This window comes from Allorhizocola rhizosphaerae, from assembly GCF_003426775.1.
In the GTDB taxonomy this organism is placed as follows: Bacteria; Actinomycetota; Actinomycetes; order Mycobacteriales; family Micromonosporaceae; genus Allorhizocola; species Allorhizocola rhizosphaerae.
This window is the reverse complement of record NZ_QJUG01000054.1, coordinates 17183-42453: the sequence shown is the minus strand read 5'-3', so window position 1 is coordinate 42453 and position 25271 is coordinate 17183. Positions and strand designations below refer to the sequence as shown.

At 68.8% G+C, this 25271-nt stretch carries 23 protein-coding genes, 2 pseudogenes and 1 riboswitch; of the genes and pseudogenes, 11 read left to right on the top strand and 14 right to left on the bottom strand.

From position 1 onward, the window contains the following. Nucleotides 1-299 (top strand): annotated as a pseudogene (locus DM816_RS14110) (hypothetical protein); the annotation flags it as partial. Nucleotides 300-412: 113 nt separating this feature from the next. On the opposite strand, the gene DM816_RS14105 reads toward DM816_RS14110, so the two are convergent. After that, entirely contained in the window at nt 413-1564 is a 1152-nt protein-coding gene (locus DM816_RS14105; RefSeq protein ID WP_117210682.1) for an FAD-dependent monooxygenase, read from the bottom strand. 64 nt (nt 1565-1628) lie between these two features. On the opposite strand from DM816_RS14105, the gene DM816_RS14100 reads away from it, so the two are divergent. From DM816_RS14100 to DM816_RS14085, 4 genes are all read left to right on the top strand, one after another. Further along, a complete protein-coding gene (locus tag DM816_RS14100) occupies nt 1629-2267 on the top strand; it encodes a TetR/AcrR family transcriptional regulator (RefSeq protein ID WP_117210681.1) in 639 nt (212 codons plus the stop codon). Nucleotides 2268-2368: 101 nt separating this feature from the next. Then, on the top strand, nt 2369-3541 hold the full coding sequence (locus DM816_RS14095; protein WP_211588686.1) for a sensor histidine kinase: 1173 nt from the start codon (nt 2369-2371) through the stop codon (nt 3539-3541). 159 nt (nt 3542-3700) lie between these two features. Further along, nucleotides 3701-5209, top strand: coding sequence for a multicopper oxidase family protein (locus DM816_RS14090; RefSeq protein WP_117210679.1), 1509 nt, complete (start codon nt 3701-3703; stop codon nt 5207-5209). 152 nt (nt 5210-5361) lie between these two features. Then, on the top strand, nt 5362-6027 hold the full coding sequence (locus DM816_RS14085; protein WP_117210678.1) for a response regulator: 666 nt from the start codon (nt 5362-5364) through the stop codon (nt 6025-6027). A 78-nt stretch (nt 6028-6105) separates the two neighbouring features. Here the strand turns inward: DM816_RS14085 and DM816_RS14080 are convergent, their stop codons facing one another. The 3 genes from DM816_RS14080 to DM816_RS14070 are packed head-to-tail and all read right to left on the bottom strand — an operon-like array spanning nt 6106 to nt 9798. Continuing rightward, nucleotides 6106-8004 (bottom strand): acyl-CoA dehydrogenase family protein, encoded by a 1899-nt coding sequence (locus DM816_RS14080; RefSeq protein WP_117210677.1) that lies wholly within the window; start codon nt 8002-8004, stop codon nt 6106-6108. A 40-nt stretch (nt 8005-8044) separates the two neighbouring features. Next, nucleotides 8045-8782, bottom strand: coding sequence for a TIGR03943 family putative permease subunit (locus DM816_RS14075; RefSeq protein ID WP_117210676.1), 738 nt, complete (start codon nt 8780-8782; stop codon nt 8045-8047). Continuing rightward, nucleotides 8779-9798 carry a permease gene (locus tag DM816_RS14070; protein WP_117210675.1) on the bottom strand — a complete coding sequence of 340 codons (1020 nt, stop codon included), beginning with the start codon at nt 9796-9798 and terminating at the stop codon, nt 8779-8781. Before DM816_RS14070 ends, DM816_RS14075 begins: the two co-directional genes overlap by 4 nt. A gap of 30 nt (nt 9799-9828) precedes the next feature. After that, nucleotides 9829-9931, top strand: a riboswitch (TPP riboswitch). On the opposite strand from DM816_RS14070, the gene DM816_RS14065 reads away from it, so the two are divergent. The 4 genes from DM816_RS14065 to DM816_RS14050 all read left to right on the top strand — a co-directional run bounded on the left by DM816_RS14065 (nt 9930) and on the right by DM816_RS14050 (nt 13718). Then, nucleotides 9930-10511 carry an ECF transporter S component gene (locus DM816_RS14065; RefSeq protein ID WP_117210674.1) on the top strand — a complete coding sequence of 194 codons (582 nt, stop codon included), beginning with the start codon at nt 9930-9932 and terminating at the stop codon, nt 10509-10511. It overlaps the preceding riboswitch by 2 nt. Further along, nucleotides 10508-11788 (top strand): ABC transporter ATP-binding protein, encoded by a 1281-nt coding sequence (locus DM816_RS14060; protein WP_117210673.1) that lies wholly within the window; start codon nt 10508-10510, stop codon nt 11786-11788. The genes DM816_RS14065 and DM816_RS14060 overlap by 4 nt, the downstream gene beginning before the upstream one ends. Next, nucleotides 11785-12492, top strand: coding sequence for an energy-coupling factor transporter transmembrane component T family protein (locus DM816_RS14055; RefSeq protein WP_281274324.1), 708 nt, complete (start codon nt 11785-11787; stop codon nt 12490-12492). Before DM816_RS14060 ends, DM816_RS14055 begins: the two co-directional genes overlap by 4 nt. A gap of 35 nt (nt 12493-12527) precedes the next feature. Next, nucleotides 12528-13718: a S8 family peptidase gene (locus tag DM816_RS14050; RefSeq protein WP_117210672.1), complete on the top strand. Its 1191-nt coding sequence runs from the start codon at nt 12528-12530 to the stop codon at nt 13716-13718. Here DM816_RS14050 and DM816_RS14045 read toward each other — a convergent pair. Genes DM816_RS14045 through DM816_RS42540 form a run of 4 tightly spaced genes read right to left on the bottom strand, consistent with a single transcriptional unit; the run spans nt 13708 to nt 16290 of the window. Beyond that, a complete protein-coding gene (locus DM816_RS14045) occupies nt 13708-14499 on the bottom strand; it encodes an isoprenyl transferase (protein ID WP_117210671.1) in 792 nt (263 codons plus the stop codon). The two genes, DM816_RS14050 and DM816_RS14045, sit on opposite strands and share 11 nt — an antisense overlap. After that, complete coding sequence (recO, locus tag DM816_RS14040) at nt 14496-15248, bottom strand: DNA repair protein RecO (protein WP_117210670.1); 753 nt, start codon at nt 15246-15248, stop codon at nt 14496-14498. Before recO ends, DM816_RS14045 begins: the two co-directional genes overlap by 4 nt. Nucleotides 15249-15250: 2 nt before the next feature. Beyond that, on the bottom strand, nt 15251-16126 hold the full coding sequence (era, locus tag DM816_RS14035; RefSeq protein ID WP_117210669.1) for a GTPase Era: 876 nt from the start codon (nt 16124-16126) through the stop codon (nt 15251-15253). A 26-nt stretch (nt 16127-16152) separates the two neighbouring features. After that, nucleotides 16153-16290, bottom strand: coding sequence for a hypothetical protein (locus DM816_RS42540; RefSeq protein ID WP_162907452.1), 138 nt, complete (start codon nt 16288-16290; stop codon nt 16153-16155). 126 nt (nt 16291-16416) lie between these two features. Here DM816_RS42540 and DM816_RS14030 point away from each other — a divergent pair, with 126 nt between their 5' ends. Further along, entirely contained in the window at nt 16417-17010 is a 594-nt protein-coding gene (locus tag DM816_RS14030; protein ID WP_117210668.1) for a ClpP family protease, read from the top strand. A gap of 2 nt (nt 17011-17012) precedes the next feature. Continuing rightward, a complete protein-coding gene (locus tag DM816_RS14025; RefSeq protein ID WP_117210667.1) occupies nt 17013-17657 on the top strand; it encodes an ATP-dependent Clp protease proteolytic subunit in 645 nt (214 codons plus the stop codon). A 382-nt stretch (nt 17658-18039) separates the two neighbouring features. On the opposite strand, the pseudogene DM816_RS45500 reads toward DM816_RS14025, so the two are convergent. The 6 genes and pseudogenes from DM816_RS45500 to DM816_RS13995 all read right to left on the bottom strand — a co-directional run. Further along, nucleotides 18040-18294, bottom strand: a pseudogene (locus tag DM816_RS45500) (helix-turn-helix domain-containing protein); the annotation flags it as partial. A 224-nt stretch (nt 18295-18518) separates the two neighbouring features. Continuing rightward, nucleotides 18519-19313: an HpcH/HpaI aldolase/citrate lyase family protein gene (locus tag DM816_RS14015; protein WP_117210665.1), complete on the bottom strand. Its 795-nt coding sequence runs from the start codon at nt 19311-19313 to the stop codon at nt 18519-18521. 109 nt (nt 19314-19422) lie between these two features. After that, nucleotides 19423-20601 (bottom strand): CaiB/BaiF CoA transferase family protein, encoded by a 1179-nt coding sequence (locus DM816_RS14010; RefSeq protein ID WP_117210664.1) that lies wholly within the window; start codon nt 20599-20601, stop codon nt 19423-19425. 43 nt (nt 20602-20644) lie between these two features. Further along, nucleotides 20645-22489, bottom strand: coding sequence for an alpha/beta hydrolase-fold protein (locus DM816_RS14005; protein ID WP_117210663.1), 1845 nt, complete (start codon nt 22487-22489; stop codon nt 20645-20647). Nucleotides 22490-22491: 2 nt separating this feature from the next. After that, a complete protein-coding gene (locus DM816_RS14000) occupies nt 22492-24357 on the bottom strand; it encodes a formylglycine-generating enzyme family protein (protein WP_117210662.1) in 1866 nt (621 codons plus the stop codon). Further along, nucleotides 24354-25208 carry a ribokinase gene (locus tag DM816_RS13995; RefSeq protein WP_281274323.1) on the bottom strand — a complete coding sequence of 285 codons (855 nt, stop codon included), beginning with the start codon at nt 25206-25208 and terminating at the stop codon, nt 24354-24356. The genes DM816_RS14000 and DM816_RS13995 overlap by 4 nt, the downstream gene beginning before the upstream one ends. Between the last annotated feature and the right edge of the window lie 63 nt (nt 25209-25271).

Sequence of the window (25271 nt, the reverse complement as noted above, 5' to 3'; positions counted from 1 at the left end):
GCGATCTGGCGACCGTGCTGGCGTGGCTCACCGGCGGGGTGCCCATCCTGATCGCGCTCGCGCTGTGGTTACCGTTTCGTGCCTTGTGGATCCGCGCGGCGTCGGCCGCGGCCCGGGTGCGCAGGCGGCCCGGCGGGCAGGAGCTGCTGGCGTTGCGCGCGCTGGCCAACGCCCCGCTGCGTCGGCTGTCCAATTTGGACGAGGACGTGGTGGCGGGCTGGCGCACCGGCGACCCGTCGTGCGTCGACGCGCTGGCCCGCCTGGAGCTCCGCCGGCTCGGGCTCAAACCTTCGCTCTAAGACCTTGTGCGGTGGCGTGCGCCTTTTCCAGCGGCAGCTCGCCGCCGTCGAGACGCCGCTACGGCGGCACCACCGACCGAGCCGAACAGACCCTCGCCGCCACCTGCCCTTGTTCACTGACTTAGCGGTTCACAGCCGGGTGGGGGTCGCCAGTCGGCGTGGCGGCTCATCGAGCGCAGCGCCAGCCGCGGTGGCGTCAGCCGCATGATGGTGTTGCGGGCGGCCACGGCGATGGGGTTTTCCAGTTGCTGCCCGAAGCGGCCGATCATGCGGGACGCCTTCGCGACCTGCTGGCTGCGCGGACGACGCTGCTGGTCATAGGCGGTGAGCCCGTCCGGCCGGCCGGCGAGGCAAGCCAGGACGATCGCGTCCTCGAGCGCCTGGTTGGCACCCTGGCCGAGATTGGGTGTCATCGCGTGCGCGGCGTCACCGAGCAGGGCGACCCGGCCCTTGACGTACGTCGTGAGTGGCTTGTCGAGACATGCGAGGTCGTCGCGCAGGACGGTGCTAGTCGCCGTGATGAGGGCGGGGATCGGGTCGTGCCAGTTGCCGAACCGGGCACGGACCCGGGCCATGTCGTCGCCGGCCGGTCCGCCGGCCGGGGCGTTGACGGCGGCGAACCAGTAGACGCGACCGTCGATGAGCGGCACCATGCCGAACTCTGCGCCCCGGCCCCAGCTGATCGCGACGGCAAGGTCGCCGTCCCAAACCGGCGTGACGCCGCGCCACGCGGTCACGCCGATGTGTGCCGGTGCGGCGGCCTCAGGCCAGAGCAGCTTGCGCACTGCGCTGTGGATGCCGTCGGCACCGACCACGAGATCGGCATTTACTTGAACTGCCATGTCCTTGTTTTGATAGGTGACGTCGCCGTCCGTGGTGACGGCACGCACCTCCGCGCCGGTCACGACGACACCGTCTGGCAGGGCTCCAAGCAGGATCTCGTGCAGGGCGGCGCGATGGATGCCGATCGCGGGTGTGCCCAGCATGCGTTCCAGCACGCCGGCCTCGATGCGGGCCAGCCACCTGCCGTCGCATCTGCGGGTGCCACCGGACACGTCGGCGTGGCCCTGCTTGCGCACGTCGGCGCCGAGGCCCAGCGCGTCGAGACAGCGCAGTCCGTTGGCCTGCAGGACCAAGCCCGCCCCGACGGGTGCAAAGGCGGCGGCACGTTCGAGGACGGTCACCTGCCAGCCCGTGCGATGTAGACCGATCGCCGCGGTCAGCCCACCGATGCCCGCCCCGATCACCACTGCCGTCCGTGTCATCACTCTCTCCTTCTACAAATGTAGAAGTCCATACTACAGCCGTAGAAAGGGGTGGCCAAACACCATGCCTACCGACCGCTTCGCGGCCCTGACCGACGCCGCGATCGCAGTACTCGCCGAGCGCGGGATGCGCGGCCTGACTCACCGTGCCGTCGACACGCGCGCCGCGCTGCCGCAGGGCACCACATCGGCGTATTTCCGTACTCGCAAGGCGCTCATCGAGGCGGTGGTGCGCCGGCTCGCCGACCTCGACCGGGCCGACTTGGACGAGGCCCGGCTGCCGACCGAAGCCGGTATGTCGGTGACGGCGATAGAAGACATCGACGCGTTCGCCGCGGGCATCGCCGCCCTCCTGGATCGATGGATGAGTACCGAACGCGACCGCGTCCTCGCCCGCTACGCGTGCCTGCTGGAGGCCACGCACCACCCCGAACTGCGGACCATCCTCCGGTATGGGGAAGCCTCACGCGCGCAATCGACGGCGATGTTGGCCGCCGCCGGTGCCCGGCATCCGGAGCAGGCCGGCGCTCACCTCGTTGCCTGCATCGACGGGCTGCTGTTCGACCGGCTGGCCGGAGCAGGCAGCAGCAGCGCGCCGGCACCCGGAACAGCCGCCAACCGTGCGGACCTGACCATCGCGATCGCCACACTGCTGCGGGCCTTCGCCGGTCAACGCCCCGAGGTGGCGACTTCCGGTTCATAATCGGCACCTCACGGCGCTCGAGGTCACGGTCCCGGGCTAAATGGACGCGCGAGCGCGTGCGGGCGGGGGCGGTGCGCGGCGGGCTGCTTACAGTAGTCGCCATGCGGCCCTGGGAGTGGACGCCGATGCGGCGCGACATGGTGCTGGCGGCGCTGATCCTCATCCTGGATGTCGTCACCGTGCTGAACGCGGACGCAGGCGGCCGTCCGCTGTTCCCGGTCGGTTGGGCTCTGCTGGTGCTCAGCGCCGGTGCGCTGGTCGTGCGCCAGCGCCACCCGATTCCGGTCCTGGTGGTGAGCAGCGTCTGCGCGCTGCTCTACTACCCGCTGGGCTTCCCGGACTCGCCGATGGCCCTCTCGTTCGTGCTGACGCTCTATGTCGTCGCCCGCGACTGCCGTCGCCCGGTGTCCATCTGCGCCGCCCTGGTAATGGCGATCGGCTTTCCGCTGGCGCCCGTCGTCGTCCACCGGCTGGCCGGTGAGCGGAGCGAGGCCGCGCAGGCGCAGACCGGCGTGGCCATCGGCGCTATCGTGCTCCTCACGATCGCCCTCGGCGAGATGGCCCGCGGCCGGCGTGACCGTGTCGCCGCCGCCGAGCAGCGGGCCGCTGAGGCGGAAGCGACGCGGGAGCACGAGGCGTGGCGGCGGGCCACGGCGGAACGCCTGCGCATCGCGCGGGAGTTGCACGACGTCATGGCGCACCAGATCTCACTGATCAACGTCCAGGCCGGTGCCGCCCTGCACACCCGCGACCCGGATGGGGCTTTCGCTGCGCTGGAGGCGATCCGCGCCGCAAGCAAGGAGGCGTTGCGCGAAGTCCGAGAGGTGCTGGGCGTGCTGCGCCAGGTTGACTCGCAGGACCCCGTGCGACCCGCACCGTCGTTGTCCCGGTTGCCGGAGCTGATTGCACAAACTGAGGCATCCGGTCTGCCGGTCCGGCTTACCGGTGCCGGCGCGGTGCCGGCCCTGCCCGCGCCGATCGACCTGGCGGCGTACCGGATCGTGCAGGAGGCGTTGACCAACGCCGTCCGGCACGCGCCGGCGAGCACGGTGCGGGTGGATCTCCGGCACACCGGCACGGACATGATCATCGAGGTCGAGAATGACCGGACGGCGCGGGGGGACACCGTCGCGATGCGACCCGGCAACGGTCTGCTGGGCATGAGGGAGCGGGCCGCGGCCGTCGGGGGAGAGCTGCACGCGTGTCCCACCGCCGGGGGAGGTTTCCGGGTGCGGGCACGGCTGCCGGTGGAGCCCGAGGACGGCACCGGTTGAGGCTGCTTGTGTTTGAACACGCACTGGAAATACACCTCCGGTCGTACCGGGCCGATTCGGTGTACCTCTGAGGTTGTACGTTGCAGCACAAGGAATCCGGGGACTTTTCGGGGACGCTCAGGCGATCGATTCGCGCCGGAGCCTGGAACCATCGTTGATATGAAGCGCAGAAGTGTTCTCCTCCTTGCGGGATTGTCCGGTGCGTCCGTCACCAGCCTGGCCGGTGCCTGCAGCGCCGGATCCGACAGGAACTCCGGCAACGAGAGCTCCTCCGGCGGCGCGGACGGCTTCGGCAACGCCCTGCGGATCCCGCCACTGCTCATGCCGGAGGTGGGCGCCGACGGGGTGAAGCAGTTCACGATGACCATGCAGAGCGGGGGCCGCTCGGAGTTCCTGCCGGGCAAGACCACCCAGACCTGGGGCATCAATGGTGCCTACCTCGGTCCCACGCTGCGGGCATCCCGCGGCGACAAGGTGCGTATGCGGGTGACCAATCGGCTCGGCGAGACCACAACCCTGCACTGGCACGGGGTGCGCGTCCCCGCGAAGATGGACGGCGGCCCGCACCAGATGATCGAGCCCGGCGCCACCTGGAGTCCGGAGTGGACGATCGACCAGCCGGCCATGACCGGGTGGTACCACCCGCACCTTCACAAGAAGACAGCCATGCAGGTGTACCGCGGCCTGGCGGGCTTGATCATCCTTGACGACCCGGACGAGCCGGACCTGCCCGGCGAGTACGGCGTCGACGACGTCCCCCTGATCGTCCAGGACAAGAGATTCAAGCGCGACGGCCGGCTGGACGAGGGCGGCGTGGAGGACGGCACCTGGGGATTGCTCGGCGACAGCATCCTCGTCAACGGCACGCTCGGCGCGCATTTCCGCGTCACCACGCAGGCGGTGCGCCTCCGGATTCTCAACGCCTCCAACGCACGGATCTACCGCGTGGGGTTCGCCGACAACCGCACATTCCACGTGATCGGCACCGACGGCGGACTGCTGGAGCGACCCGCCGAAGTGGACCGGGTCAAGCTCAGCCCCGGCGAGCGCGCGCAGATCGTGGTGCGGTTCGCCCCCGGCGAGCAGGTCGTGCTCAACAGCATCGGCGAGACGGCGCGGGAGGCCGGCGACCCGGAGGAGGACGATTTCGCGCTGATGAAGTTCGTCGCGGCGCCGCAACTGGCCCCCTCGGCCGTGCTGCCCTCGGCCCTCGGCGGGGTACCCGCCACCCCACCGCCACCCGGTGCCCGCGTGCGCACCTTCAAACTCTCCGGTTCGGAGATCAATGACAAAGAGATGGACATGAACCGGATCGACGAGGTGGTACCCGCCGGGGCGCACGAAATCTGGGAGATCAACAATGCCTCGTACGCGCACAACTTCCACATCCACGAGGTGCATTTTCGAGTCCTGGAGATAAACGGCGCGCCGCCACCGGCGTACCAGCGGGGGCCCAAGGACACCGTCTTCATAGCCAAGGGCGTGAAGGCCCGGCTGGCGGTCTCGTTCGGCAGCTACGTCGACCCCGTGTCGCCGTACATGTACCACTGCCACATCCTGCGGCACGAGGACAAAGGCATGATGGGCCAGTTCGTCGTCGTCGAACCGGGGACCGAGGAGCAGGTCTCGCGGACGCTTTTGGCCAGGGCCACGCATCACCACCGTTGATGCTTTCGCCAAAGCCGCTCCGGGTGATTCGGTGTGCCCGGGCGGAAGCCCACGCCCCGCAATACGATGGGCATCATGCGCCGTACCGGGCTCACCTCACCGCACCTTAGCGCGCCGTGGTCCGTCCGGACGCCGACCGAGGGCGAGACCGCGTGATCAGGGTGGTCCTCGCTGACGATCAGACCCTGGTCCGGGCAGGTTTCCGCTCGATCCTGCAGGGTGAGGCCGACATGACCGTCGTTGCCGAGGCCGGTGACGGCCTCGAGGCGGTGCGACTCACCGCCGAACACCACCCCGACGTGGTATTCATGGACATCCGGATGCCCAACGTGGACGGGCTGGAGGCGACCCGGCGGATCGTCTCGGACAAGCGACTGGACGCCGTCAAGATCGTCATTCTCACCACCTTCGAACAGGACGAATACCTTTACGGCGCGATCCGCGCCGGCGCGAGTGGCTTCCTGGTCAAGGATGTGGAGCCAACCGAACTGGTCCACTGCGTGCGGGTGGTGGCCCGGGGCGACGCGTTGCTGGCCCCCTCGCTCACCCGCCGGCTCATCGCCGACGTGGCCGCCCGGATGGCCGCACCGGCACCGGCGGCCGAAGTGGCCAGCCTGACGGCCCGCGAGGCGGAAGTCCTGGACCTGGTGGCCGCCGGACTGTCCAATGACGAGATAGCGCAACGCCTAATGATCAACTATGCGACGGCCAAGACCCACGTGAGCCGGATCCTGTCCAAACTCGACCTCCGCGATCGCGCCCAGCTGGTCGTCTGGGCGTACGAGTCGGGCCGGATCCAGCCGCGCTGGATGCGCTGACCCGCTCCAGGGGGAAGCTGGCCGGGCGACGCCGATGGCGTGTACCCCGAAAGGCACACGCCACCAGCACACAAAAATCTACGTGAGCTTGCGTAAAAGGTTGGGCTCGGTGGACGGGCCGGGCTGCCAGTGGGTGACCCACTCCCCCTGCTGCAGGGGCGGCGGCACGATGCCCTGCTCGGTGAACGCGTAGCGGCCGTCGAGGAGCTTGCGCGCCAGCGCCACGTCGTCGGCGTCGGTGTTGTTCCACAGGGCGTGCTCGAGGATCACGACGCGCTGCCGCGCCTGGCGGCAGAACAGATCGGCGAGCTCGACCTCCTCGGCGCGCCCGCTGTGCCGCGCCCGCGAGCACACGGCCGCGATGGCGAACAGCTCCGCCCCGATGTCGACGATGCGCGCCAGGAACGCCTGCCGGTGCTCCAGGCGGCCCTGCCACCGGGCCATGCCCTTGAACGTCTGGCGGGCCAGGCGGCGCGCGGCCCGCTCGGCATAGCGGACGTGAGGGGCCAGCGCGCCGTAGCGACGGTATCCGCCGAAGAGTCCAGGACCGACGAAAAGCGTTGGCAGCCAACGGGCGTAGAATCCGGTCGCCTTGAGCAATGCCTTGGCCTTCTGGCCGGGCTTCGCCTTCGGGTTGATGATATCGCCGGCCACCGACAGGTGCTTGTCCACCGCTTCGCGCGCGATGAACAAATGCATGATCTCGGTCGATCCCTCGAAGATGCGGTTGATCCGCAGATCGCGCAGGATCTGTTCGATGCCAAGGGGTTTCTCGCCCCGGGCGGCCAGCGACTCGGCGGTCTCGTAGCCGCGCCCGCCGCGCACCTGCACCAGCTCATCGGCGACCGTCCACGCCTTCTCCGAGCCGAACAGCTTGACCAGCGCCGCCTCGATCCGGATGTCGTTACGGTCGTCGTCGGCGAGCAGGCAGCACAGCTCCAGCATGGTTTCGATGCCGTAGGACGTGGCGGCGATGAACCCGAGTTTGGTCGCCACCGCCTCGTGCTGGCCCACCGCGCGTCCCCATTGGACCCGCTCAGCGCTCCAGCCCCGGCCGACGGCCATGCACCACTTCGTTGCGGCGACACACATCGCGGGCAGCGAGAGCCGGCCCGTGTTGAGCGTGGTGAGCGCGATTTTGAGGCCCTGGCCCTCGCCGCCGATGACATTTTCGGCCGGCACGAACACGTCGTGAAAACGCGTCACGCTGTTTTCCAGGCCGCGCAGGCCCATGAACGCGTTGCGCCGCTCGACCGTCACGCCCTCGGCCGTGCCCTCGACCACGAATGCGGTGATCCCGCCACGGTGACCGTCGCTCTTCGGTACCTGTGCCATGACCACGAGAAGCGTTGACACGGAACCGTTTGTGGCCCAGAGCTTCACGCCGTTGAGCTTGTATCCGCCCTCGACCGGCACCGCGGTCGATGACAGCCGCGCCGGGTCGGAGCCCACGTCGGGCTCGGTGAGCAGGAACGCCGACACCTCGCCCGCGGCCAGGCGGGGCAGGAACTTCTGCTTCTGCTCCTCGGTGCCGAACAGCTTGAGCGGCTGCGGCACGCCGATCGACTGGTGGGCCGACAGCAGCGCGCCAATGGTCGGGCTGGCCGAACCGACGAGCGTCAGGGCGCGGCAGTAGTCGAGATTGGACAGCCCAAGACCGCCGTATTTCCTGTCGATTTTCATGCCGAAGCAGCCGAGCTCGGCCAACCCACGGAACACCTCGTCGGGGATGCGGGCGTCCCGCTCGATCTGCATCCCGTCGATGTGGTTGGCCGCATACTCCCCCAGCTGCTCCAGGAAGCGCTGGGCGTCCTCGCTCGTCTTCGCCTCCGGCCAGGGATCGATCAGATCCATCCGGAGCTTGCCGAGGAACAGCTGTTTGCCGAAGCTCGGCTTGCGCCACTCGGTCTCCCGCGCCGCCTCTGCCACGCTGCGGGCCTGCTCGGCGGTGACCTCTGCTCGCTGCGTCGTGGTCATACCACACACGCTAGCGCGATAGGTTACCGCGTGGTAGTAATCACTCGTATTGGTTTCGGGGCGGCTCGATCGGCTTCCACTCCAGGACGTCGATGAACGGGATGTCGTTGTTGCTCACCGGATCCTTGGCGGTGGTGGCCGTGTAGATCCCGACGACCTCGACCCACTGGTTCTCGCTCAGGCCCTCCGGCGGGCGGCCGGTCATGCCCACCTTGATCGCGCGGGCGTCGGCGGCGCAGCACGACAGCATCATGCGGGTGAGCACCTGCTTGCCGTCCGGGCCCTGCGAGATGAATCCGGAGATCTGCACCTTGCGATCCTTGCCCGCGCCGTCCTTCATGGACACGCCCTTGTCGAAGATCGCGCGGGTGGCGTAGTCGAGCACACTGATCTTCGCCGGGTCGCCCTCGGGCAGCGGCGGGTACAGGTCGGCCTCCTGCAGCTTGGCCGACCCGCTCTGCCCGGCCGCGAACGCGCCCAGCGCGGGTGGGGCGACCAGCAGCAGGCCCAGCACGGGCGCGATCAGCATCCAGCCGACGCGCGGCTCGTGGTGCTTCTCGTGGCCATGGTCGTGGCCGTGGTCGTGCTCCTCATGGTCGCTCTTGCGCAGGTCGTGATAGATGGTCATGAGTGCGGCGACGACCAGCAGCGCGCCCGCCGCGATCAGGAAGGGCTGCAACGACTCCTTGACGTAGCGCAGATACATGTCGGTGAGGCTGGCCTTGAGCACGGCCCCACCGAGGAGCAGCAGCACGACGCCTTGCGCTTGTCGGTTCATGAGAACACCAACCATCCGGTGAGAGTGGCGATGCCGGTCGCGACGACGAGGGTGGTCGGCGCGAACCGGAACGCGAAGCGGCGGCCGAACACGCCCGCCTGCATCGAGATCAGCTTGAGGTCGACCATCGGCCCGACGACAAGGAAGACCAATCGCGAGGTGAGGGAAAACTGGCTGAGCGACGCGGCGACGAAGGCGTCGGCTTCAGAGCAGATTGATAGCAGTACGGCGAGAATCGCCAGCGCTATGACGGACAACCACGGGTTGTCGGCGATGGCCTGCAGCCACTGGGCCGGCACGATCACGTTGATCGTGGCGGCGGCCATCGCGCCGAGCACGAGGAACCCGCCCGCGTGCACGACGTCGTGGCGCAGCGCGCCGAAGAACGCCCGCGTCTTGGACAGGCCGTCCAGCTCGGGCCGGTGCGGCAGCTTGATCCACTCGGTCTTGCCGAGCCGGAGCCACAGCCAACCCATGATCATGGCGACGACCAGGGACGCGAGCCCGCGCCCGACCACCATCTCTGGGTTGCGCGGGAACGCGACGGCCGTGGCGGTGAGCACGATCGGGTTGATCGCGGGCGCGGCGAGCAGGAACGCCAGCGCCGCGGCCGGGGTGACGCCGCGCCGGATGAGCGAGCCCGCGATCGGCACCGACCCGCACTCGCAGCCCGGCAGGACCACGCCCGCGCAGCTGGCCACCGGCACGGCCAGCGCCGGGTGCTTGGGCAGCGCCTTGGACCAGAACGAGCGGGGCACGTAGACGGCGATCACGGCCGACAGCGCCACACCGAACACGAGGAACGGCATCGCCTGCACCATGATCGAGACGAAGACGGTCGTCCATGTCTGGAGCAGCGGGAACTCGACGATCTTCTGTGCGATCGGCCCGCGGAAGACCACGAGAGCGATCAGCAGCAGGGCCAGAACCTCGACAGACCCGATCCGGCGCTCCTTTTTGGGACCCGGGGGTGTGTCGGCCGCTACGTCGGGGCGTTCGGTGACGGTCACGCGCATAGGTTAGCTGCTCCGGCCGGTGTAGTCTCTAGTCCACGACAGGGGAGCGTCCAAACGGACGCTGAGAGTGCATGTGCAGACCCTCGGACCTGAACTGGGTAATGCCAGCGTAGGGAGTCAGGAGTAGTGCTATGAACAGGTTCGCGTGGCGGACCGTCGATATAGTCGTCGCATCCGTGATCGCCGTCGCGTTCGGCGTCGTCTTCTGGGCCTGGAACCAGCTGTGGCTCGCGACCACACCCGCGTTCACGTTCTACCCGCCCGCCCAGGGCCTGATCTACGGGGTGTGGCTGGTGCCGGCCGTGCTCGGGGCGTGGATCATCCGCAAGCCGGGCGCCGCCCTGTACTGCGAGTGGCTCGCGGCCATCATCTCCGTTGCCCTGGGCAACGCGTGGGGCGGCAGCGTCATCTGGCAGGGGCTCGTGCAGGGCATCGGGGCCGAGCTGGTGTTCCTGATCGTGCTCTATCGCGTGTGGACGATGCCGGTGGCGCTGCTCGCCGCGGCGGCGAGCGGGATCGGCGCGGCGCTGTGGGACACGTTCGTCTGGTGGGCCACGGCCGACTGGGCCACATTCCGGCTCCCGCTCATCGTGGCGACGGTGGTCAGCGCGATCGTGATCGCCGGGTTCGGGTCGCCGTTACTGGCGCGCGCGCTGGCCGCCACCGGTGTGCTGGACCGGTTCCCGGCCGGGCGGAGCCGAGCGCTGGTTTGATCCGGCTACGGGGATTCGGCTGGCGGCACGCCGGGCGTCGCGCGTGGGCGGTGCGCGGGCTTGACCTGAGCATCGAGCGCGGTGAGCGGGTGCTGCTGCTCGGGCCATCCGGTGCGGGCAAGTCCACGCTCCTGCAGGCGATGGCCGGACTGCTGCCCCCGGACTCGGGCCAAGGCGAGGGCTCGATCCAGGTCGATGGCCGGGCCGGGATCGTGTTCCAGGACCCGCAGTCGCAGATCGTGATGTCGCGCGCCGGGGACGAGGTCGCGTTCGGCCTGGAAAACCTGGGCTGGCCGGCTTCGCGCATCTGGGCACGGGTCGATGAGGTGCTCGGCCGGGTGGGGTTCCCCCATGGTCGGGAGCGGGACACCTCCGCGCTGTCCGGGGGCGAACAGCAACGGCTGGTCCTCGCGGGCGCGCTCGCCGCGCGGCCCGACGTGCTGCTGCTGGACGAGCCCACGGCCAACCTCGACCCGGCGGGAGCTGCCATCGTGCGGGATGTGCTCGCGACCGTCGAGACCATGGTGCTTGTCGAACACCGCATCGCCGAGATGCTCCCGTTGGTGACTCGCGTGGTCGTGCTGACTCGCGACGGGGTCGTGGCCGACGGGCCGCCGTCGATTTTGGACGGTTCGCTTGGCGATGAGCTCGCGGCGGGAGGGGTGTGGGTGCCGGGACGGCCGCTGCCCCAAATCCGCGCCGTCAAAGCGCCCGGTGACCGTCTGGTGTGGACGGACACGCTTGAGTGCCGTGAAGGCGAGGTGGTCGCGCTCACCGGGCCCAACGGCTCGGGCAAGACGACACTCGCACTCGCGCTCGGCGGTCTCGCCCCGCCGCGCGGGGGTCGCGTGATGACTCCCGACGGCGATCCGTTGCGGTTCAAGCCCAGGGCGCTCGCGGCCCGAATCGGCTCGGTGTTCCAGAACCCGGAGCACCAGTTCGTCGCCGCAACCGTGCGCGAGGAGCTGGCGCTGGGCGGTGTGTCGCCAGGACGTGTCGAAGAACTGCTGGCGCGCCTGCATCTTGAGCGCCTGGCCGCGGCCAGCCCGTTCACCCTGTCGGGCGGTGAGGCGCGCAGGCTCAGCGTGGCAACGGCTCTGGCGCGGGCACCCCGGCTGCTGATCCTCGACGAGCCCACGTTCGGGCAGGACCGTCGCACATGGATCGAGCTTGTCAAACTGCTTGCGTCGCTGCGCGACGCGGGGCACGGAATCGTCGTGGCGACACATGATCCGGACGTGGTGGCGTGCCTGGCGGATCGCGAGGTGGCGCTGTGAAACACAGGGCTCCGGTGGCCAAGCTCGCGGCGGCACTCATCTTGCCGGTGATGCTGCTGTTCAGTCTCAATCCTCTGGTACCGGCGATCGCCCTGGCCGCTGAGCTGGCGTGCGTGCCGCTGTTTGGCCTGAGCTATCGCTCGCTGCTGCGCAAAGCCGCGCCGCTGTGGTTGTCGGCGGCCGCAATGCTTGTCATCTACACGGTTTTCGGCACCGCACGCGGTGGCGAAACCCTGTTGGCGCTCGGCCCGTTCACCGTCACCACCGAAACCCTCGCCACGGGCGGCGCGCTGGCGTTGCGGCTGCTGGCCGTCGCGCTCCCCGCGGTGGTCGTGTTCGCCACCACCGACCCGACCGATCTGGCCGACTCGCTGATCCAGCACGCCCGTGTGTCGCCCCGCTTCGCCATCGGCGCGCTGGCCGCGTTCCGCCTGGTTGGCATGCTGCGCGACGACTGGGCAATGATCACGATGGCGCGCCGGGCTCGCGGTGTGCGGCCCGGATTCGCCCGGATCGCGTTCGTGTTGCTGGTCGGCGCGATCCGGCGCGGTGTGCGCCTGTCGATCGCCATGGACGCCCGCGGTTTCGACTCCCGCACGCCCCGGACCGTCGCACGCCCCCAGTCGTTCACGATGGCTGACGCGATGCTCGTGGTCGGCGCGATAGTCCTTGGGGCGCTTGCGCTCTGGCTCGGTACCAAATGATAGAAATTTATGGATTCGTTGGTTAGAATCGCCGCATGAGGTGGCTCGCAGCCTTCACGGCCGGTCTGATGGTGGCGACGTATTCGAGCGCGGCTCCGGCATCCGCCGCCAATTATGGCGAGATCCTGGATTCCGGAGGGGCGACGGCGATCGCGGACAGCTACATCGTCGTGCTGAAGGACGCCGCCGACGTGCGATCGGTCGCCCAGTCCATCGCGAGCGAACACGGCGCAAAGGTGGGCCACGTCTACACGGCCGCGTTGCGCGGGTTCTCACTGACCGTGAGCGCGGCCGAGGCGAAGCGGATCGCCGCGCGCCCCGAGGTCGCGTATGTGTCGCAGGATCACCGGATGAGTCCTCAAGGCACGCAACCGAACCCACCATCGTGGGGGCTGGACCGCATCGATCAGCGCGCGCTCCCCTTGAGCCAAAGCTACACCTTCGCCAATATGGCGGGCGACGTCACCGCATACGTCATCGACTCCGGCATCTACATTGGACATCCCGACTTCGGTGGGCGGGCGCGGTACGGATGGGACTTCGTCGACAACGACGGCATCGCCAACGATTGCACCGGGCACGGGACTCACATCGCGGGCATCATCGGCGGCAGCGTCCACGGCGTGGCCAAGCAGGCGAAGCTGGTCGCCGTCCGAGTCCTGTCCGGAGGGGCATGCGGTGGCGCGAGCTCGTCGGTCGCCATCGTCATCGCCGGGATCGACTGGGTCACCCAAAACGCGATCCGCCCGGCCGTGGCAAACCTGAGCATCGCCACCGCTCCCCACACGGCCCTGGACAACGCCACGGCGAACTCCATCGCCAGCCGCATCACCTACACGGCCGCGGCCGGCAACAGCGCCACGAACGCGTGCAACTTCAGCCCGGCTCGGGTCCCGCTTGCGGTCACCGTGGCCGCCAGCACGATCACGGGCGGCTGGGACGCCAGGGCGTCGTTCTCGAATCACGGCACGTGTGTCGACCTGTTCGCGCCCGGCGTGAACATCGTCTCGACCTGGATCACGAGCGGGACCAACACGATGAGCGGCACCTCCAGCGCGGCCGCGCACGCCGCCGGGGTCGCCGCGCTCTACCTGCAGGTCTACCCCACCGCGACGCCGCAACAGGTGCGCGACGCGATGGTGGGCAACGCGACCGTGAACGCCATCGCGCCGGCGCCGCCGGCCGGGACCGCGAACCGCCTGCTCTACAGCGGCTTCATCCCCTAGGGATCTCCGACTTCGCGGGCGCGACCGGGTTGGGGATGGCCCCGCCGAAGCGGCGGTCGCGCTGGGCATACAGCTCGCACGCGTACCACAGGTGGCGGCGATCGAAGTCGGGCCACAGGGTGTCGAGATAAATGTGCTCCGCGTAGGCCGACTGCCACAGCAGGAAGTTGCTCGTCCGCTGCTCCCCGGATGGGCGCAGGAATAGGTCGACGTCGGGCACCTCGGGGTGGTAAAGGTACCGGCTGAAAAGCTTCTCGGTTATCTTCTCGGGTCGGATGCGGCCGGCGGCGACCTCGCGCCCGATGGCCGCGGCGGCATCGGCGATCTCGGCCTGACCGCCGTAGTTCACGCAGAACTGGAGCGTGAGCTTGGAGTTGCGCCGGCTCATCTGCTCGGCCGTTTCGAGCTCGTCGATGACGCTCTTCCACAACCGACCGCGCCGCCCCGACCACACGACCCGCACTCCGAGCTCGATGAGCTGATCGCGGCGGCGCCGAATCACGTCGCGGTTGAAGCCCATGAGGAAGCGCACCTCCTCGGGCGAGCGCTTCCAGTTCTCGGTGGAAAACGCGTAGGCGGACAGGAACGGCACCCCGATTTCGAGCGCACCCTCGATGGTGTCGAACAGCGAGAACTCGCCCCGCCGGTGTCCCTCGGTGCGCGGCAGGCCACGCTCCTTGGCCCAGCGGCCGTTGCCGTCCATGACGATGGCGACGTGATTGGGCAACACGGGCAGTCTGGGCGGCTTTGCCCCGGACGGGTGCGGGCTCGGCGGTCTCATCGGTTCTGGCTCTCTCTTCGATCAACTAGCGGCAGGGATCGTAACCCGCGTTCGAGGTGCCACTGCAGATGCGCCGCAACAAATCCACTGGATTCACCCCGGACCTTCACATCCGACGCGTCGGCCGCCACCCAGTCGCCCTCAAGCAGGGCGCACATGAGATCGAGCGAGGCCTGGCTCGGATGGGCGGCGCCGGGCGGGCGGCAGTTGGGGCACACGACCCCGCCCGCGGCGATGGAGAAGGCGCGGTGCGGGCCGGGGTTGGCGCAGACCGCGCAGTCGCGCAGGGCCGGTGCCCAGCCCGCGTGGGCCATGGCCCGCAGGAGATAGGCGTCGAGCACGAGCGTCGTCGCCCGCTCCCGCCCGGCGAGCGCGCGCAGCGCGCCCACGGTCAGCAGGTAGAGGCGTAATGCCGGTTCGCGCTCGACCGGCGTGAGCCGCTCGGCCGTCTCGGCGATCGCGTTGGCGGCCGTGTAGCGCGGATAGTCGTCCAGGAAGTGCCGGCCGAACAGATCCTTGCCCTCCACCTGGGTCACGGTGTCCAACGTGGACCCCTCACTGCACTGCACGTCGACCAGGCCGAACGGTTCGAGCCGACCGCCGAAGCGGGAGGTTGTCTTGCGTACCCCCTTGGCGACCGCCCGGACCCGGCCGTGCCGGCGGGTCAGCAGCGTGATGATCCGGTCCGCCTCGCCCAGCCGCTGCACCCGCAGCACGAGGGCGTCGTCGCGGTAGAGGGGTCGGCGCATGCCTAGAAGCCTAGTTTGCGTAACTGCTTCGGATCGCGCTGCCAGTCCTTGGCCACCCGGACGTGCAGGTCGAGGTAGACCTTCGTGCCGAGCAGCTCCTCGATCTGCGCCCGGGCCCGGGTGCCGACCTCTTTCAGACGGGTCGCGCGGGCCCCGATGACGATCGCCTTCTGCGACTGCCGCTCGACGTAGATGTCCGCGTAGACCTTCGTCAAACCGTTGGCAGGAATGATTTCCTCGACCAGTACCGCTATCGAGTGCGGCAACTCGTCACGCACACCTTCGAGCGCCGCCTCGCGGATCATCTCCGCGATCAGCACATGCTCCGGCTCGTCGGTGAGCATGCTGTCCGGGTACAGCTGAGGAGACTCGGGCAGATGGCTGATCATCACGTCGGTCAGCACATCGAGCTGGTCGGCGGTGACGGCGCTGACGGGAACGACGTCGGCGAAATCGCCCAGCCGGCTGACCGCCATCAGCTGCTCGGTCAGCTCCTTCTTGCCCACCAGGTCGGTCTTGGTCACGACCGCGACGAGCTTGGCCTTCAGCGCGGCGATCTCGGAGGCGATGAACGTGTCGCCCTTGCCCACCGGCTCATTCGCGGGAATGCACAACCCGATCACGTCGACCTCGCTCCACGTGGAGCGGACCAGATCGTTGAGCCGCTCGCCGAGCAGCGTGCGCGGGCGGTGCAGACCGGGCGTGTCGACGAGCACCAGCTGCGCCTCGGGGCGGTGCAGCACCCCGCGAATGATGTGCCGCGTGGTTTGGGGCTTGCTCGAGGTAATCGCGATCTTCTGACCGACGATGGCGTTGGTCAGGGTCGATTTGCCCGCGTTGGGGCGGCCAACGAAACAGGCGAAACCGGCGCGATACATCCCTGGAGGTTATCTCGACCGGGCCGTTATGCCTTGCCCTGACGCGCTTTCTTCGCCACGCGCCGCGCCTGCCTGGGTGTGAGCTCCTTGCGCCCGGTCTGCGCCTTGTAGGCGGCGACCCGCTGCTCGTTGGCCAGGTAACCGATCTTCTTGTCCGTTGCCATGGCACGAAGGCTAACACGCGACCTTGACTCTGCTGAGAGCAGAGTAGCTGTCAGCAGATTGCCTTGGATCGGGTCGCCGCGTGCACGACCGTTGAGGCCGAATCACCGACGGAATAGGAGATCGCCATGCACGCGGGAACGCTCGATGATCAGTTAGCCACACGCCTGCTCCACGAGCGCATCATCGTCCTGGGCTCCGATGTCGAGGACGAGATCGCCAACCGCATCTGCACCCAACTGTTGCTGCTGTCGGCGGAGGACCCGCGCCGCGACATCGGCCTTTACATCAACTCGCGCGGCGGTTCCGTGCTCGCCGGGCTGGCGATCTACGACGCCATGCGGCTGATCCCGAACGACGTCATCACGGTGGCGATGGGATTGGCGGGCAGCATGGGGCAGTTCCTGCTGTGCGCGGGGACGGCGGGCAAGCGGTTCGCGCTGCCGCACGCGCAGATCCTGATGCACCAGGGTTCGGCCGGGCTGGGCGGGACGGCCGCCGATGTCGAAATCTACGCCGGGCAGCTGGAGCGGCTCGGCAACCTGATGAGCGCACTGACGGCACAGCACACCGGGCAGACCGTGGAAACCATCAAGAACGACGGCAAGCGCGACCGCTGGTTCAGCGCACGGGAGGCGCTCGAATACGGGATCGTCGACCACATCGTGGAGCGGGTCGACGACGTGCGACCGCACGTCGCCAAGCGGAAAGTGGGGATCTGACAATGGGCCAGTACACGATACCGACGGTCATAGAAAGGACGTCGCGGGGCGAGCGAGCCTACGACATCTACTCGCGCTTACTGTCGGAAAGAATCGTCTTTCTTGGTACGGAGATCGACGACGGCGTTGCCAATGTCGTCATCGCACAATTGCTGCACCTGCAGGCCGAGAGCGCGGAGCTCGAAATCGGCTTCTACATCAACTCCCCCGGCGGCTCCTACAGTGCGCTGACGGCCATCTATGACACGATGCAGTACGTCCGCCCGGACATCGCCACCTTCTGCGTGGGCCAAGCCTCAAGCGCGGCCGCCGTGCTGCTGGCGGCGGGCACGCCCGGCAAGCGGTCCATGCTCCGGCACGCCAAAGTGGTCCTGCATCAGCCTTCTACGGAGGATGGTTGGTTCAACGTCGCCCAGGGCACACTTCCCGACCTGGCGATCCGGGCCAAAGACGTGGCCCGCATGCGAGCCGAGATGGACGAGATCCTGAGCCAGCACACCGGCCACCCTATGGACAAAATCCACCACGACATCGACCGCCAACGCACCTTCACCGCCCCCGAAGCCGTCGCCTACGGCCTCGCCGACCAGATCATCACCACCACGAAACTCAACACCCCGAGGTCGGCACAACTGGCGGCCGCCTGACACCCGGCGGCCGTTGAAGTTCTTCGCGGGGCTGCATCTCGGCGCCGAGTTACCGGTGCAGAGATGTAGCCCGCGCGACAGTTCATCCGACCCTTTTGATGCGGCAACCTTCACGACACCGCCACACACGGCCAGCCGGCTCAAACAGCCACACACCCGCGTCCCCGCGGCAGCACCACCACACCGCTACACACGACCGGCCGGCTCAGGCAGCCAACGCATACGCGTCGCCGCGGCGGCGCATCGGCGGCGCCACCACGCCGGGACCGTTGCCGGCCGCCGTGCCCAGCCCGTCAACGGCCACGCGGCGGCCCACGGCCAGCGATGCCACAATGCTCTCGCCGGCCACGCTTTCACCGTTGAGGTGAAGGACGACGGCGACCAGCAGATCGGACAGGTCGATGCCCAACGCGTCGCAGAGCGCGGCCAGGACCTCCGACGAGACCTCCTTGCGCCCACGCTCCACCTCGGACAGGTAGGGCAGCGAAATCCTCGCGGCCATCGCCACGTCGGCCAGTGTGCGCCCCTGCTCAAGCCGCTCCTGGCGCAGCGCCTCGCCCAGCACCGAGCGCAACAATGCTCGCGTGCGCCGACCCCTGCCCCACTCGGGGGCGGCCGGTATCACCGGATCCGCCATGATGTCCTCTCATCGCGCACGACTTAGCTTCGTCCTGTATAGCGGTTAACCGGCACGCAGGGGCAGCCCTTTCGCTCAAGGCGAACCCGGCGAGCTCGGCAGTAGACCCCCGGCGCACCCACCCGCTACGCCGCATCAGCCAAACACGGTCAACCCGCGCGGACCGCCGCCAGGCGGGGGGCACCCACCTCGACCACCCGCTGCGCCGCATCAGCCAAACACGGTCAACCCGCGCGGACCGCCGCTTGGCAGTGGGCGTCCAGCTCGACCACCCGCTGCGCGGCGGCGACGAGGGCACGGTCGGCGAAGCGGCCGTCGGGCAGGACCAGTGCGCCGGAGTCTTCCGTCACCGATGCGAGCAGAGCCTGCGCACGGCTCACCTCCTCGGCCGGTGGGCGGAAGCCGTCGACGATGGCCGGGAGTTGCTTGGGGTGCAATGCCGTCCGGCCGAGGAATCCGTGCCGCCGCCCCTGCGCACAGCTTGCCCGCAGACCGTCGAGATCGGACAGATCACTGTAGACGGACATAGCGGGCGGAGGCAGGCCCGCCGCGCGGGCCGCCACGACGATGCGGCTGCGCGCCCACAGCAGACCTTCGTCGCCCACGAGGCCGAGGTCTGAGCGCAAGTCTTCTTCCCCAAGCCCGATCGCACCGACGCCCGCGACCCGCGCGATGTCGAGCACCACCTCCAGCCCGAACGCCGACTCGATCAGGCAGTGCAGCGGCGCGTCGGTGAGGGCGGCGGCCGCGAGCACCTGCGCCCGCGACTCGACCTTGGGCAGCCGCCACCCTGCCACGCCTGGCGCGGTGAACAGGTCGTCGAGGGTGTTGATCCGCACGAAGGCCGGCACGTCGCAAGCGTCGGACAGGAATTCGCGCACCGCATCCCGGGCGTAGGCCTTGCGCCCCGAGGGCACACCGTCTTCGAGATCGAGTATCACCGCGTCGGCACCGGACGCGACGGCCTTGGCGAACCGCTCGGGCCGGTCGCCGGGCACATAAAGCCAGGTGAGCAACATCAGCCGCCCCCCGCTCCGGCGACAACCGCGTCACCGGACCCGCGCAAAGCGCGATCCCCGGGTGCCGCCGGCTCCGGACCGCCGCTCGTGTCACGCCACCCGAACACCATCAGATGACTCCCCTCTCCCGCAGGTCGTCCAATTCGGACGGTCCGAGGAATCCGAACACCTCGGCGGTATCCTGCCCATGCGCCCGCCCCGCGAACCGGATCTCGCCGGGCGTGGCCGACATCCGGAACGGGATGTTTTGCATCTTCACCGAGCCGAAGTCGTCATCGTGCACCTCGATCACGGTCGAAAGCGCCTGATATTGCGGGTCGGCCACGATGTCGCGCACGTCGTAGACGGGTGCGATGGCCGCCTGCGCCCGCTCGAACGCCGCGATCACCTCGTCGCGCCCCCGCACGCCGATCCAGTCGGCCACGGCCTTGTCGAGCAGCTCGCCGTGTGCCGCCCGCCCGGAACCGCTGGCAAACCACGGCTCCGCGATCACCTCCGGCCGCCCGACCAACCGCATCACCCGCTCGGCGATGCTGTGCGAGCTGGTCGACACGGCCACCCATCGCCCGTCCGCGCACCGATAGGTATTGCGCGGCGCGTTGTTGTTGGACCGGTTGCCCAGCCGCGGCTGGACGTAGCCGAGCTGATCGAGCCACGTGATCTGCGGACCGAGCATGGCCATGATGGGCTCGATGATGGCCAGATCGATCACCTGGCCGGACCCGCCGCGCGAACGGGCGGTCAGTGCGAGCATGACGGCGTATGCCGTGGCCAGCCCGCTGATCGAGTCGGCAAGCCCGAACGGGGGCAGGGTCGGCGGACCGTCCGGCTCGCCGGTGGCCGTGGCGAACCCGCTCATCGCCTCGGCCAGCGTGCCGAATCCGGGCCGCGAAGCGTAGGGCCCGAACTGGCCGAACCCCGAGATCCGCGCGATCACCAGGCCCGGGTTGGCCGCGTGCAGCTCGCTTGGCCCGACGCCCCAGCGCTCCAACGTCCCCGGGCGGAAATTCTCGATCAGCACATCGGTCTCGGCGGCCAAGCGAAGCAGCAGGGCCGCACCGTCCGGGTGGGACAGGTTGAGCGTCGCCGTGCGTTTGTTGCGCCCCAACACCTTCCACCACAGCCCGATGCCGTCCTTGGCCGGTCCGTGCCAGCGCGCCGGGTCGGGCTTGGCCGGGTGTTCAAGCTTGATAACGTCGGCGCCGAAGTCGCCCAGGAACGCGCCCGCCATCGGCCCGGCGAAGATGGTCGCCAGCTCCAGCACTCGCACACCCTCTAACGGCTTCATCACACCCCAACCCCACTCGGCACGGCGGCACATCCCCATGGCGTCACGGCAACCCCACCTCGCCGAAGAACACGTCGCCGTCGCCCGAAAGCCCGGTCACGAGCAGCCTGCCGATGCTGGAGTAGGCCGCGTATAGGTTTTCCTCGCTGAACGCGTCGGCGCCGTCGGCCCGCCCCGTGCCGAACTGCAGCACCGATGTCTGCCGCCCGCGCCGGTCGAGCCGGATCACCACCACGTCGTGGGCGCCCGCCGGCACGGTCCACACCGCGTCGCTGAACCCGGCCACCGCCACGCCGCCATCGGGCAGCGCCACGACGTCGGCCCCGGTCCCCCGGCCCAACGCCGCGCGCCACACCTCCTTGCCGCTCGCGTCGTAGGCGATCGTCGTGAGATCCGCGCCGGTCGCCACGGCCCGCCCGGACCCATCGATCGCCACCCCGGCGAGCATGCCGCCGGGCGCGGCCCACCGCCGCGCCCCATCAGGCGCGTACGCCGCGATCCCGAACGTGCCCACCACGTAGACCTCGCTCGCTGTTGCCGCGACCGCGAACCCCTTGTCTTCGCTCGTGGCCTCACCAAACGTCGTCTGCCACACGATCTCGCCGCTGCCTGCCACCCGCGCCAGCACGACCTGCTTCTCCGACCCCGTGTAACCGGTGACGTAAACGCCGTCGCCACCCGGCACCGCGGTCAGCCCATAGATCCGGTCCGGCTGCGCCGGATCCCCAAACGTCTTGCGCCACAGAACTTCACCGGTCGCCGACACCCGCGCCAGGAGCATGTCGCGCCCGCTGTATCCGCCCGTGACGACCCCGCCGTCGGGCAGGGCCACCACGCCGTAGAGCCGGTCGGCCACCCCGTCCGCGCCGAACGTGACCGTCCAGCCGCCCACGCGTTTGACCACCGCGTCCTGCCCACCCAGCGCGAGCGTGACGGACCCGTCCGGGTGGGCGGCGACTCCCCCGGCCCGGTTGGCCGTCGGGCTGCCGTAAAGCGCGCCCGGCAACCCCATCGGCGGGGTGATGCTCAACGTCCGTCCCAGGTGACTCAGGCCTTCGGCGAACCCGGCCCGCCACACGCTCCAGTCATGCCCGCCGTCGAGCACGCGGAACTGCGCGGCGATGCCCGGCACCCGCCGGACCGCGTTGTATAACTTGGCCGCCTCGAAGTCCAGGTCGTGCTGCGGCTCCGGCCCGGCCCACTCGTCGTCGCCCACCGCGATGAACAGGCGCACCGGCAGGTCATCGTCCACTTGCGACAGCAGCGCGGGGTAGTTGAGCCGCGCATAGACCGCCTCGTCGAACAGCACGTCGCCGTTGCCGAACGCCCCGAACCCGCGCGCCGACGAGTCGGCCGGTGGTTGTGGCGTATACACAGCCGGGCTCAGCACCAGCGCATGGGCGAACAGGTCCGGGTGGGCCAGCGCGTATCGGATCGCGCCGAACCCGCCCATCGAATAACCGCCGATGAGCCGGGCCTGCCGGTGGGCCGCCGTCCGATAGGTGGCGTCGACGTGCGCGACCAGATCGCGGGTCAGCGCGGTCTCCACGGCGAACCCGTCGACGTGCTGCGAGTCCACGTAGTAGTTGCCACGCTCGCTCCACGGCGCGTCCGGCATGACCGCGATGACCGCCGGCACCGTGCCCTTCGCGATGAGCGCGTCGAGATCGGACTTCACCTGCGTCCACGCCTGCATGGTGTCGCCCCGCCCGTGCAGCAGATAGAGCACGGGATAGCGCTGGTCTCCGCGCTCATACCCATGCGGCAGATAAACGTTGTAGGTCTGCGTCGCGTGCAGCGTGCCCTCCTGCACCCGCTTCGCCGGAGCCGCGCCCGGCAGCACGGCGACCAAAGCCAGCGCCACGACCGTGGCAGCGAACCACCTCATGCTCACTCCAGATCTATTGCACAGCGGAAACCGATGGAGGGCGAGCGGGTCAGGCCCGCTCCGAGTAGGAGTAACTTTGCGGACACACAAGGCGCTTGCGGGCCCCCGTCGAAGTACCACTCCGACCCACTGGCCCGAAATTCGCTGCCGCCCTTGACAATACAGAACCGGGTGCGCCCATCGGAGTGTTCGCTCTCGGTGAGGTTCCACACGTGAGGTTTGGCTCGGCTGACCAGACCCGCCCCGAACGCGATCTGCCACTCATCCTCCGTCGGCAGCCGCATCCCGGCCCAGCGCGCGTAGGCACGCGCATCCTCCAGGTCGACACCCGTTGCGGGCGCATCATCCTCACCAAGGTGGCCGGGATCAAACTCGCGATACTGCGCGTTCGTCACTTCGCGCACACCGATGGCAAACCGTCCAATCTCGACCGTGCGCCGCATCGTCGCCCGGTTGTGCAGCCTCGGTGGCAACGGCTTCCACTCGTCGACATACGGAGTCTCGCCATACAGCCCGGTTTCGCGCTGCCTGTACTCCACCGTCAGTTCGAATCTTCCACCCTCAACGGCTACCATCCCTTGCGGCACTTCAGACCTACGCACGACGGGCGTCGGCCTTCGCACCGCCATGCGCGCCGGAAATGCTGGATCACCAAGCTCGATCCGTTCCGGAGAAATCGGCTCCAGCGCTGGAAACACGGCGGCCACGCCCCCCGCCGGAATCCGGCCACCGATCTCCACGAAGCCACCGCCCAACGCGGTCACAGTCAGCGCGATCCCGGCGGCCGGATCGACCCAGTGCCGTCCGGGCACGTCCTCGGTGATCAGCCAAGGCCCGTCATACACATCGGAATGTCGATTCACGACAGTCCAAAGCGGAAGGCCATTGTGGACCCATCGAGAAGAGAAGACCTTTTCTCCGGTACCGGATAACGGCGTCCACGATTCCGATCGCAGCCACTCCGGATAGGCCTTCTGCACGCGGCGCATCGCCCGCAGCACCGACCGGTCGCGCTCGTTCCAGCCCACCCACACCCCGAAAACGCTCTCCCACACGAGCATGCCGCACCCGTTGAGCCACGCCGAGTGCAACTCCTCAAGATGGTCGCGGTGCCAGCGGCGCGTGTGGTGCATCATGTGCCGCCGCTCGAACCACTTGGCGCGCAACACACCCGGCACCGCCGAGTCGGCAAACCACTGTGCCCACGACATCGCATGGTCCCCGACGCGGGCCAGCGGAACGCGCGATTCGCCCTCCAGCACGACCCGCTCCGGAAGTGCACCCCGCAGATCGCTCTCCTTGAGCGTGTCGAGGAAGACGCCGTCCACACCGAGCTGTTCGACCAGCTTGGCGAGCTCTTCGGCGTGCGGCCCGCCGGGCAGGGTGTCCCACGGGTTGTAGTCCACAAAGACCCGAACACCCCTGCGCTGGAAGGCCTCCACCACTGCGGGCAGATCTGGTACCTCATGATAGAAATCGAATTGATTCCGGCTGTCGATTCCTATCACCGGGTACGCGTGCCAGAGCACAACGCCGTCGAACCCACCGAAGTCACGGTCGGCCGCGTCCAGGAAGCTGTCCACAGTGAACACTTTGCGCCGGTGGTCGTAGAGTGTCTCGTCCCACAGCCACGCCAAGCAGATGGTGAAGCAGTCCAACGGGATGGAGTCGTAGTGCGATCCGTCGTAGGCGATCCGGTCGCGTGCCTCGGCCCGCCAACGCGCCAGCTGGTCCCTCCACAGAGGCCAGTCAGCGGGATTGTCGGGTGCAGCAAAGACTTTCGCCTCGTCCAATGCGGACAGATCGGCGCCCGGCACGAGCGGCAACGGCGTCGGCAGGTCGATCGGCCGTGGCACATAGGGATTCATCGGATCGCCGCCTCGATCTCCTCGCGGGTGGGCGGTGACGCCCCTCGCTTCATCGTGGACAGCGCACCGGCGGCACACGCCCGATGCAGCGCTTGCACGATCTTCCGGCCCTCCGCCCAGGCGACGGCGAGCGCTCCCGCGAACGCGTCACCGGCACCCGTCGTGTCCACGGCCGGCACGCGAGGCGCGGGCACGGTGATGCCCGCGCCCGTGCGGGAGTAATAGGCGGCACCGCGCGCACCCAACGTCATGACCACGTGCGGCACCGTCTCCAGGATGCCGGGCATCGACGCCGCCTCATGCTCATTCACGATGAGCACGTCGACCGCGGCAAGCAATTCGGGCGGCAGCGGCCGGGCCGGTGCGGCGTTGAGCATCACGATCGTGCCCGCCGAACGGGCCGCGGTGGCGGCCTGTGCGACCGTCGGGAGTGGAATCTCCAGCTGGCACAGCAGCACATCCGCAGCCTCGATGACCATGCGATCCTGCACGTCCAGGCGGGTGAGCGTGGCATTGGCGCCGGGCGCGACCACAATCAAGTTCTCCGCGTTGGCGTCGACCGCGATCAGCGCCACACCTGACGGGCCGGGCACAGTCCTCAGCCGAGCCACATCGACCCCGGCATCGATCAGGTGGTCGCGCAACGCCTTCCCAAACACGTCCTGCCCGACCGCGCCCACAAACGCGCACCGCCCACCGGCCTTGGCCGCCGCGACCGCCTGATTCGCGCCCTTCCCACCCGGAATCGTCGCGAAACTGTCGCCCAGCACCGTCTCCCCCGGAGCCGGCAACGCCTCCGCCGTCACCACCAAATCCATGTTGGCACTACCGACAACCACAACCCTACTCAACGGCGTCCCTCCGCTTCGCTCCGCGGCGCATGCCTACCGATTCGCTCGGGCAAACCCTCACCA

What these genes read in the sequence shown, in the direction of transcription:
- DM816_RS14105 (WP_117210682.1), bottom strand. Translation starts at nt 1,564, where the DNA reads ATGACACGGACGGCAGTGGTGATCGGGGCGGGCATCGGTGGGCTGACC.
- DM816_RS14100 (WP_117210681.1), top strand. Translation starts at nt 1,629, where the DNA reads ATGCCTACCGACCGCTTCGCGGCCCTGACCGACGCCGCGATCGCAGTA.
- DM816_RS14095 (WP_211588686.1), top strand. Translation starts at nt 2,369, where the DNA reads ATGCGGCCCTGGGAGTGGACGCCGATGCGGCGCGACATGGTGCTGGCG.
- DM816_RS14090 (WP_117210679.1), top strand. Translation starts at nt 3,701, where the DNA reads ATGAAGCGCAGAAGTGTTCTCCTCCTTGCGGGATTGTCCGGTGCGTCC.
- DM816_RS14080 (WP_117210677.1), bottom strand. Translation starts at nt 8,004, where the DNA reads ATGACCACGACGCAGCGAGCAGAGGTCACCGCCGAGCAGGCCCGCAGC.
- DM816_RS14075 (WP_117210676.1), bottom strand. Translation starts at nt 8,782, where the DNA reads ATGAACCGACAAGCGCAAGGCGTCGTGCTGCTGCTCCTCGGTGGGGCC.
- DM816_RS14070 (WP_117210675.1), bottom strand. Translation starts at nt 9,798, where the DNA reads ATGCGCGTGACCGTCACCGAACGCCCCGACGTAGCGGCCGACACACCC.
- DM816_RS14065 (WP_117210674.1), top strand. Translation starts at nt 9,930, where the DNA reads ATGAACAGGTTCGCGTGGCGGACCGTCGATATAGTCGTCGCATCCGTG.
- DM816_RS14050 (WP_117210672.1), top strand. Translation starts at nt 12,528, where the DNA reads ATGAGGTGGCTCGCAGCCTTCACGGCCGGTCTGATGGTGGCGACGTAT.
- DM816_RS14045 (WP_117210671.1), bottom strand. Translation starts at nt 14,499, where the DNA reads ATGAGACCGCCGAGCCCGCACCCGTCCGGGGCAAAGCCGCCCAGACTG.
- recO (WP_117210670.1), bottom strand. Translation starts at nt 15,248, where the DNA reads ATGCGCCGACCCCTCTACCGCGACGACGCCCTCGTGCTGCGGGTGCAG.
- era (WP_117210669.1), bottom strand. Translation starts at nt 16,126, where the DNA reads ATGTATCGCGCCGGTTTCGCCTGTTTCGTTGGCCGCCCCAACGCGGGC.
- DM816_RS42540 (WP_162907452.1), bottom strand. Translation starts at nt 16,290, where the DNA reads ATGGCAACGGACAAGAAGATCGGTTACCTGGCCAACGAGCAGCGGGTC.
- DM816_RS14030 (WP_117210668.1), top strand. Translation starts at nt 16,417, where the DNA reads ATGCACGCGGGAACGCTCGATGATCAGTTAGCCACACGCCTGCTCCAC.
- DM816_RS14025 (WP_117210667.1), top strand. Translation starts at nt 17,013, where the DNA reads ATGGGCCAGTACACGATACCGACGGTCATAGAAAGGACGTCGCGGGGC.
- DM816_RS14015 (WP_117210665.1), bottom strand. Translation starts at nt 19,313, where the DNA reads ATGTTGCTCACCTGGCTTTATGTGCCCGGCGACCGGCCCGAGCGGTTC.
- DM816_RS14010 (WP_117210664.1), bottom strand. Translation starts at nt 20,601, where the DNA reads ATGAAGCCGTTAGAGGGTGTGCGAGTGCTGGAGCTGGCGACCATCTTC.
- DM816_RS14005 (WP_117210663.1), bottom strand. Translation starts at nt 22,489, where the DNA reads ATGAGGTGGTTCGCTGCCACGGTCGTGGCGCTGGCTTTGGTCGCCGTG.
- DM816_RS14000 (WP_117210662.1), bottom strand. Translation starts at nt 24,357, where the DNA reads ATGAATCCCTATGTGCCACGGCCGATCGACCTGCCGACGCCGTTGCCG.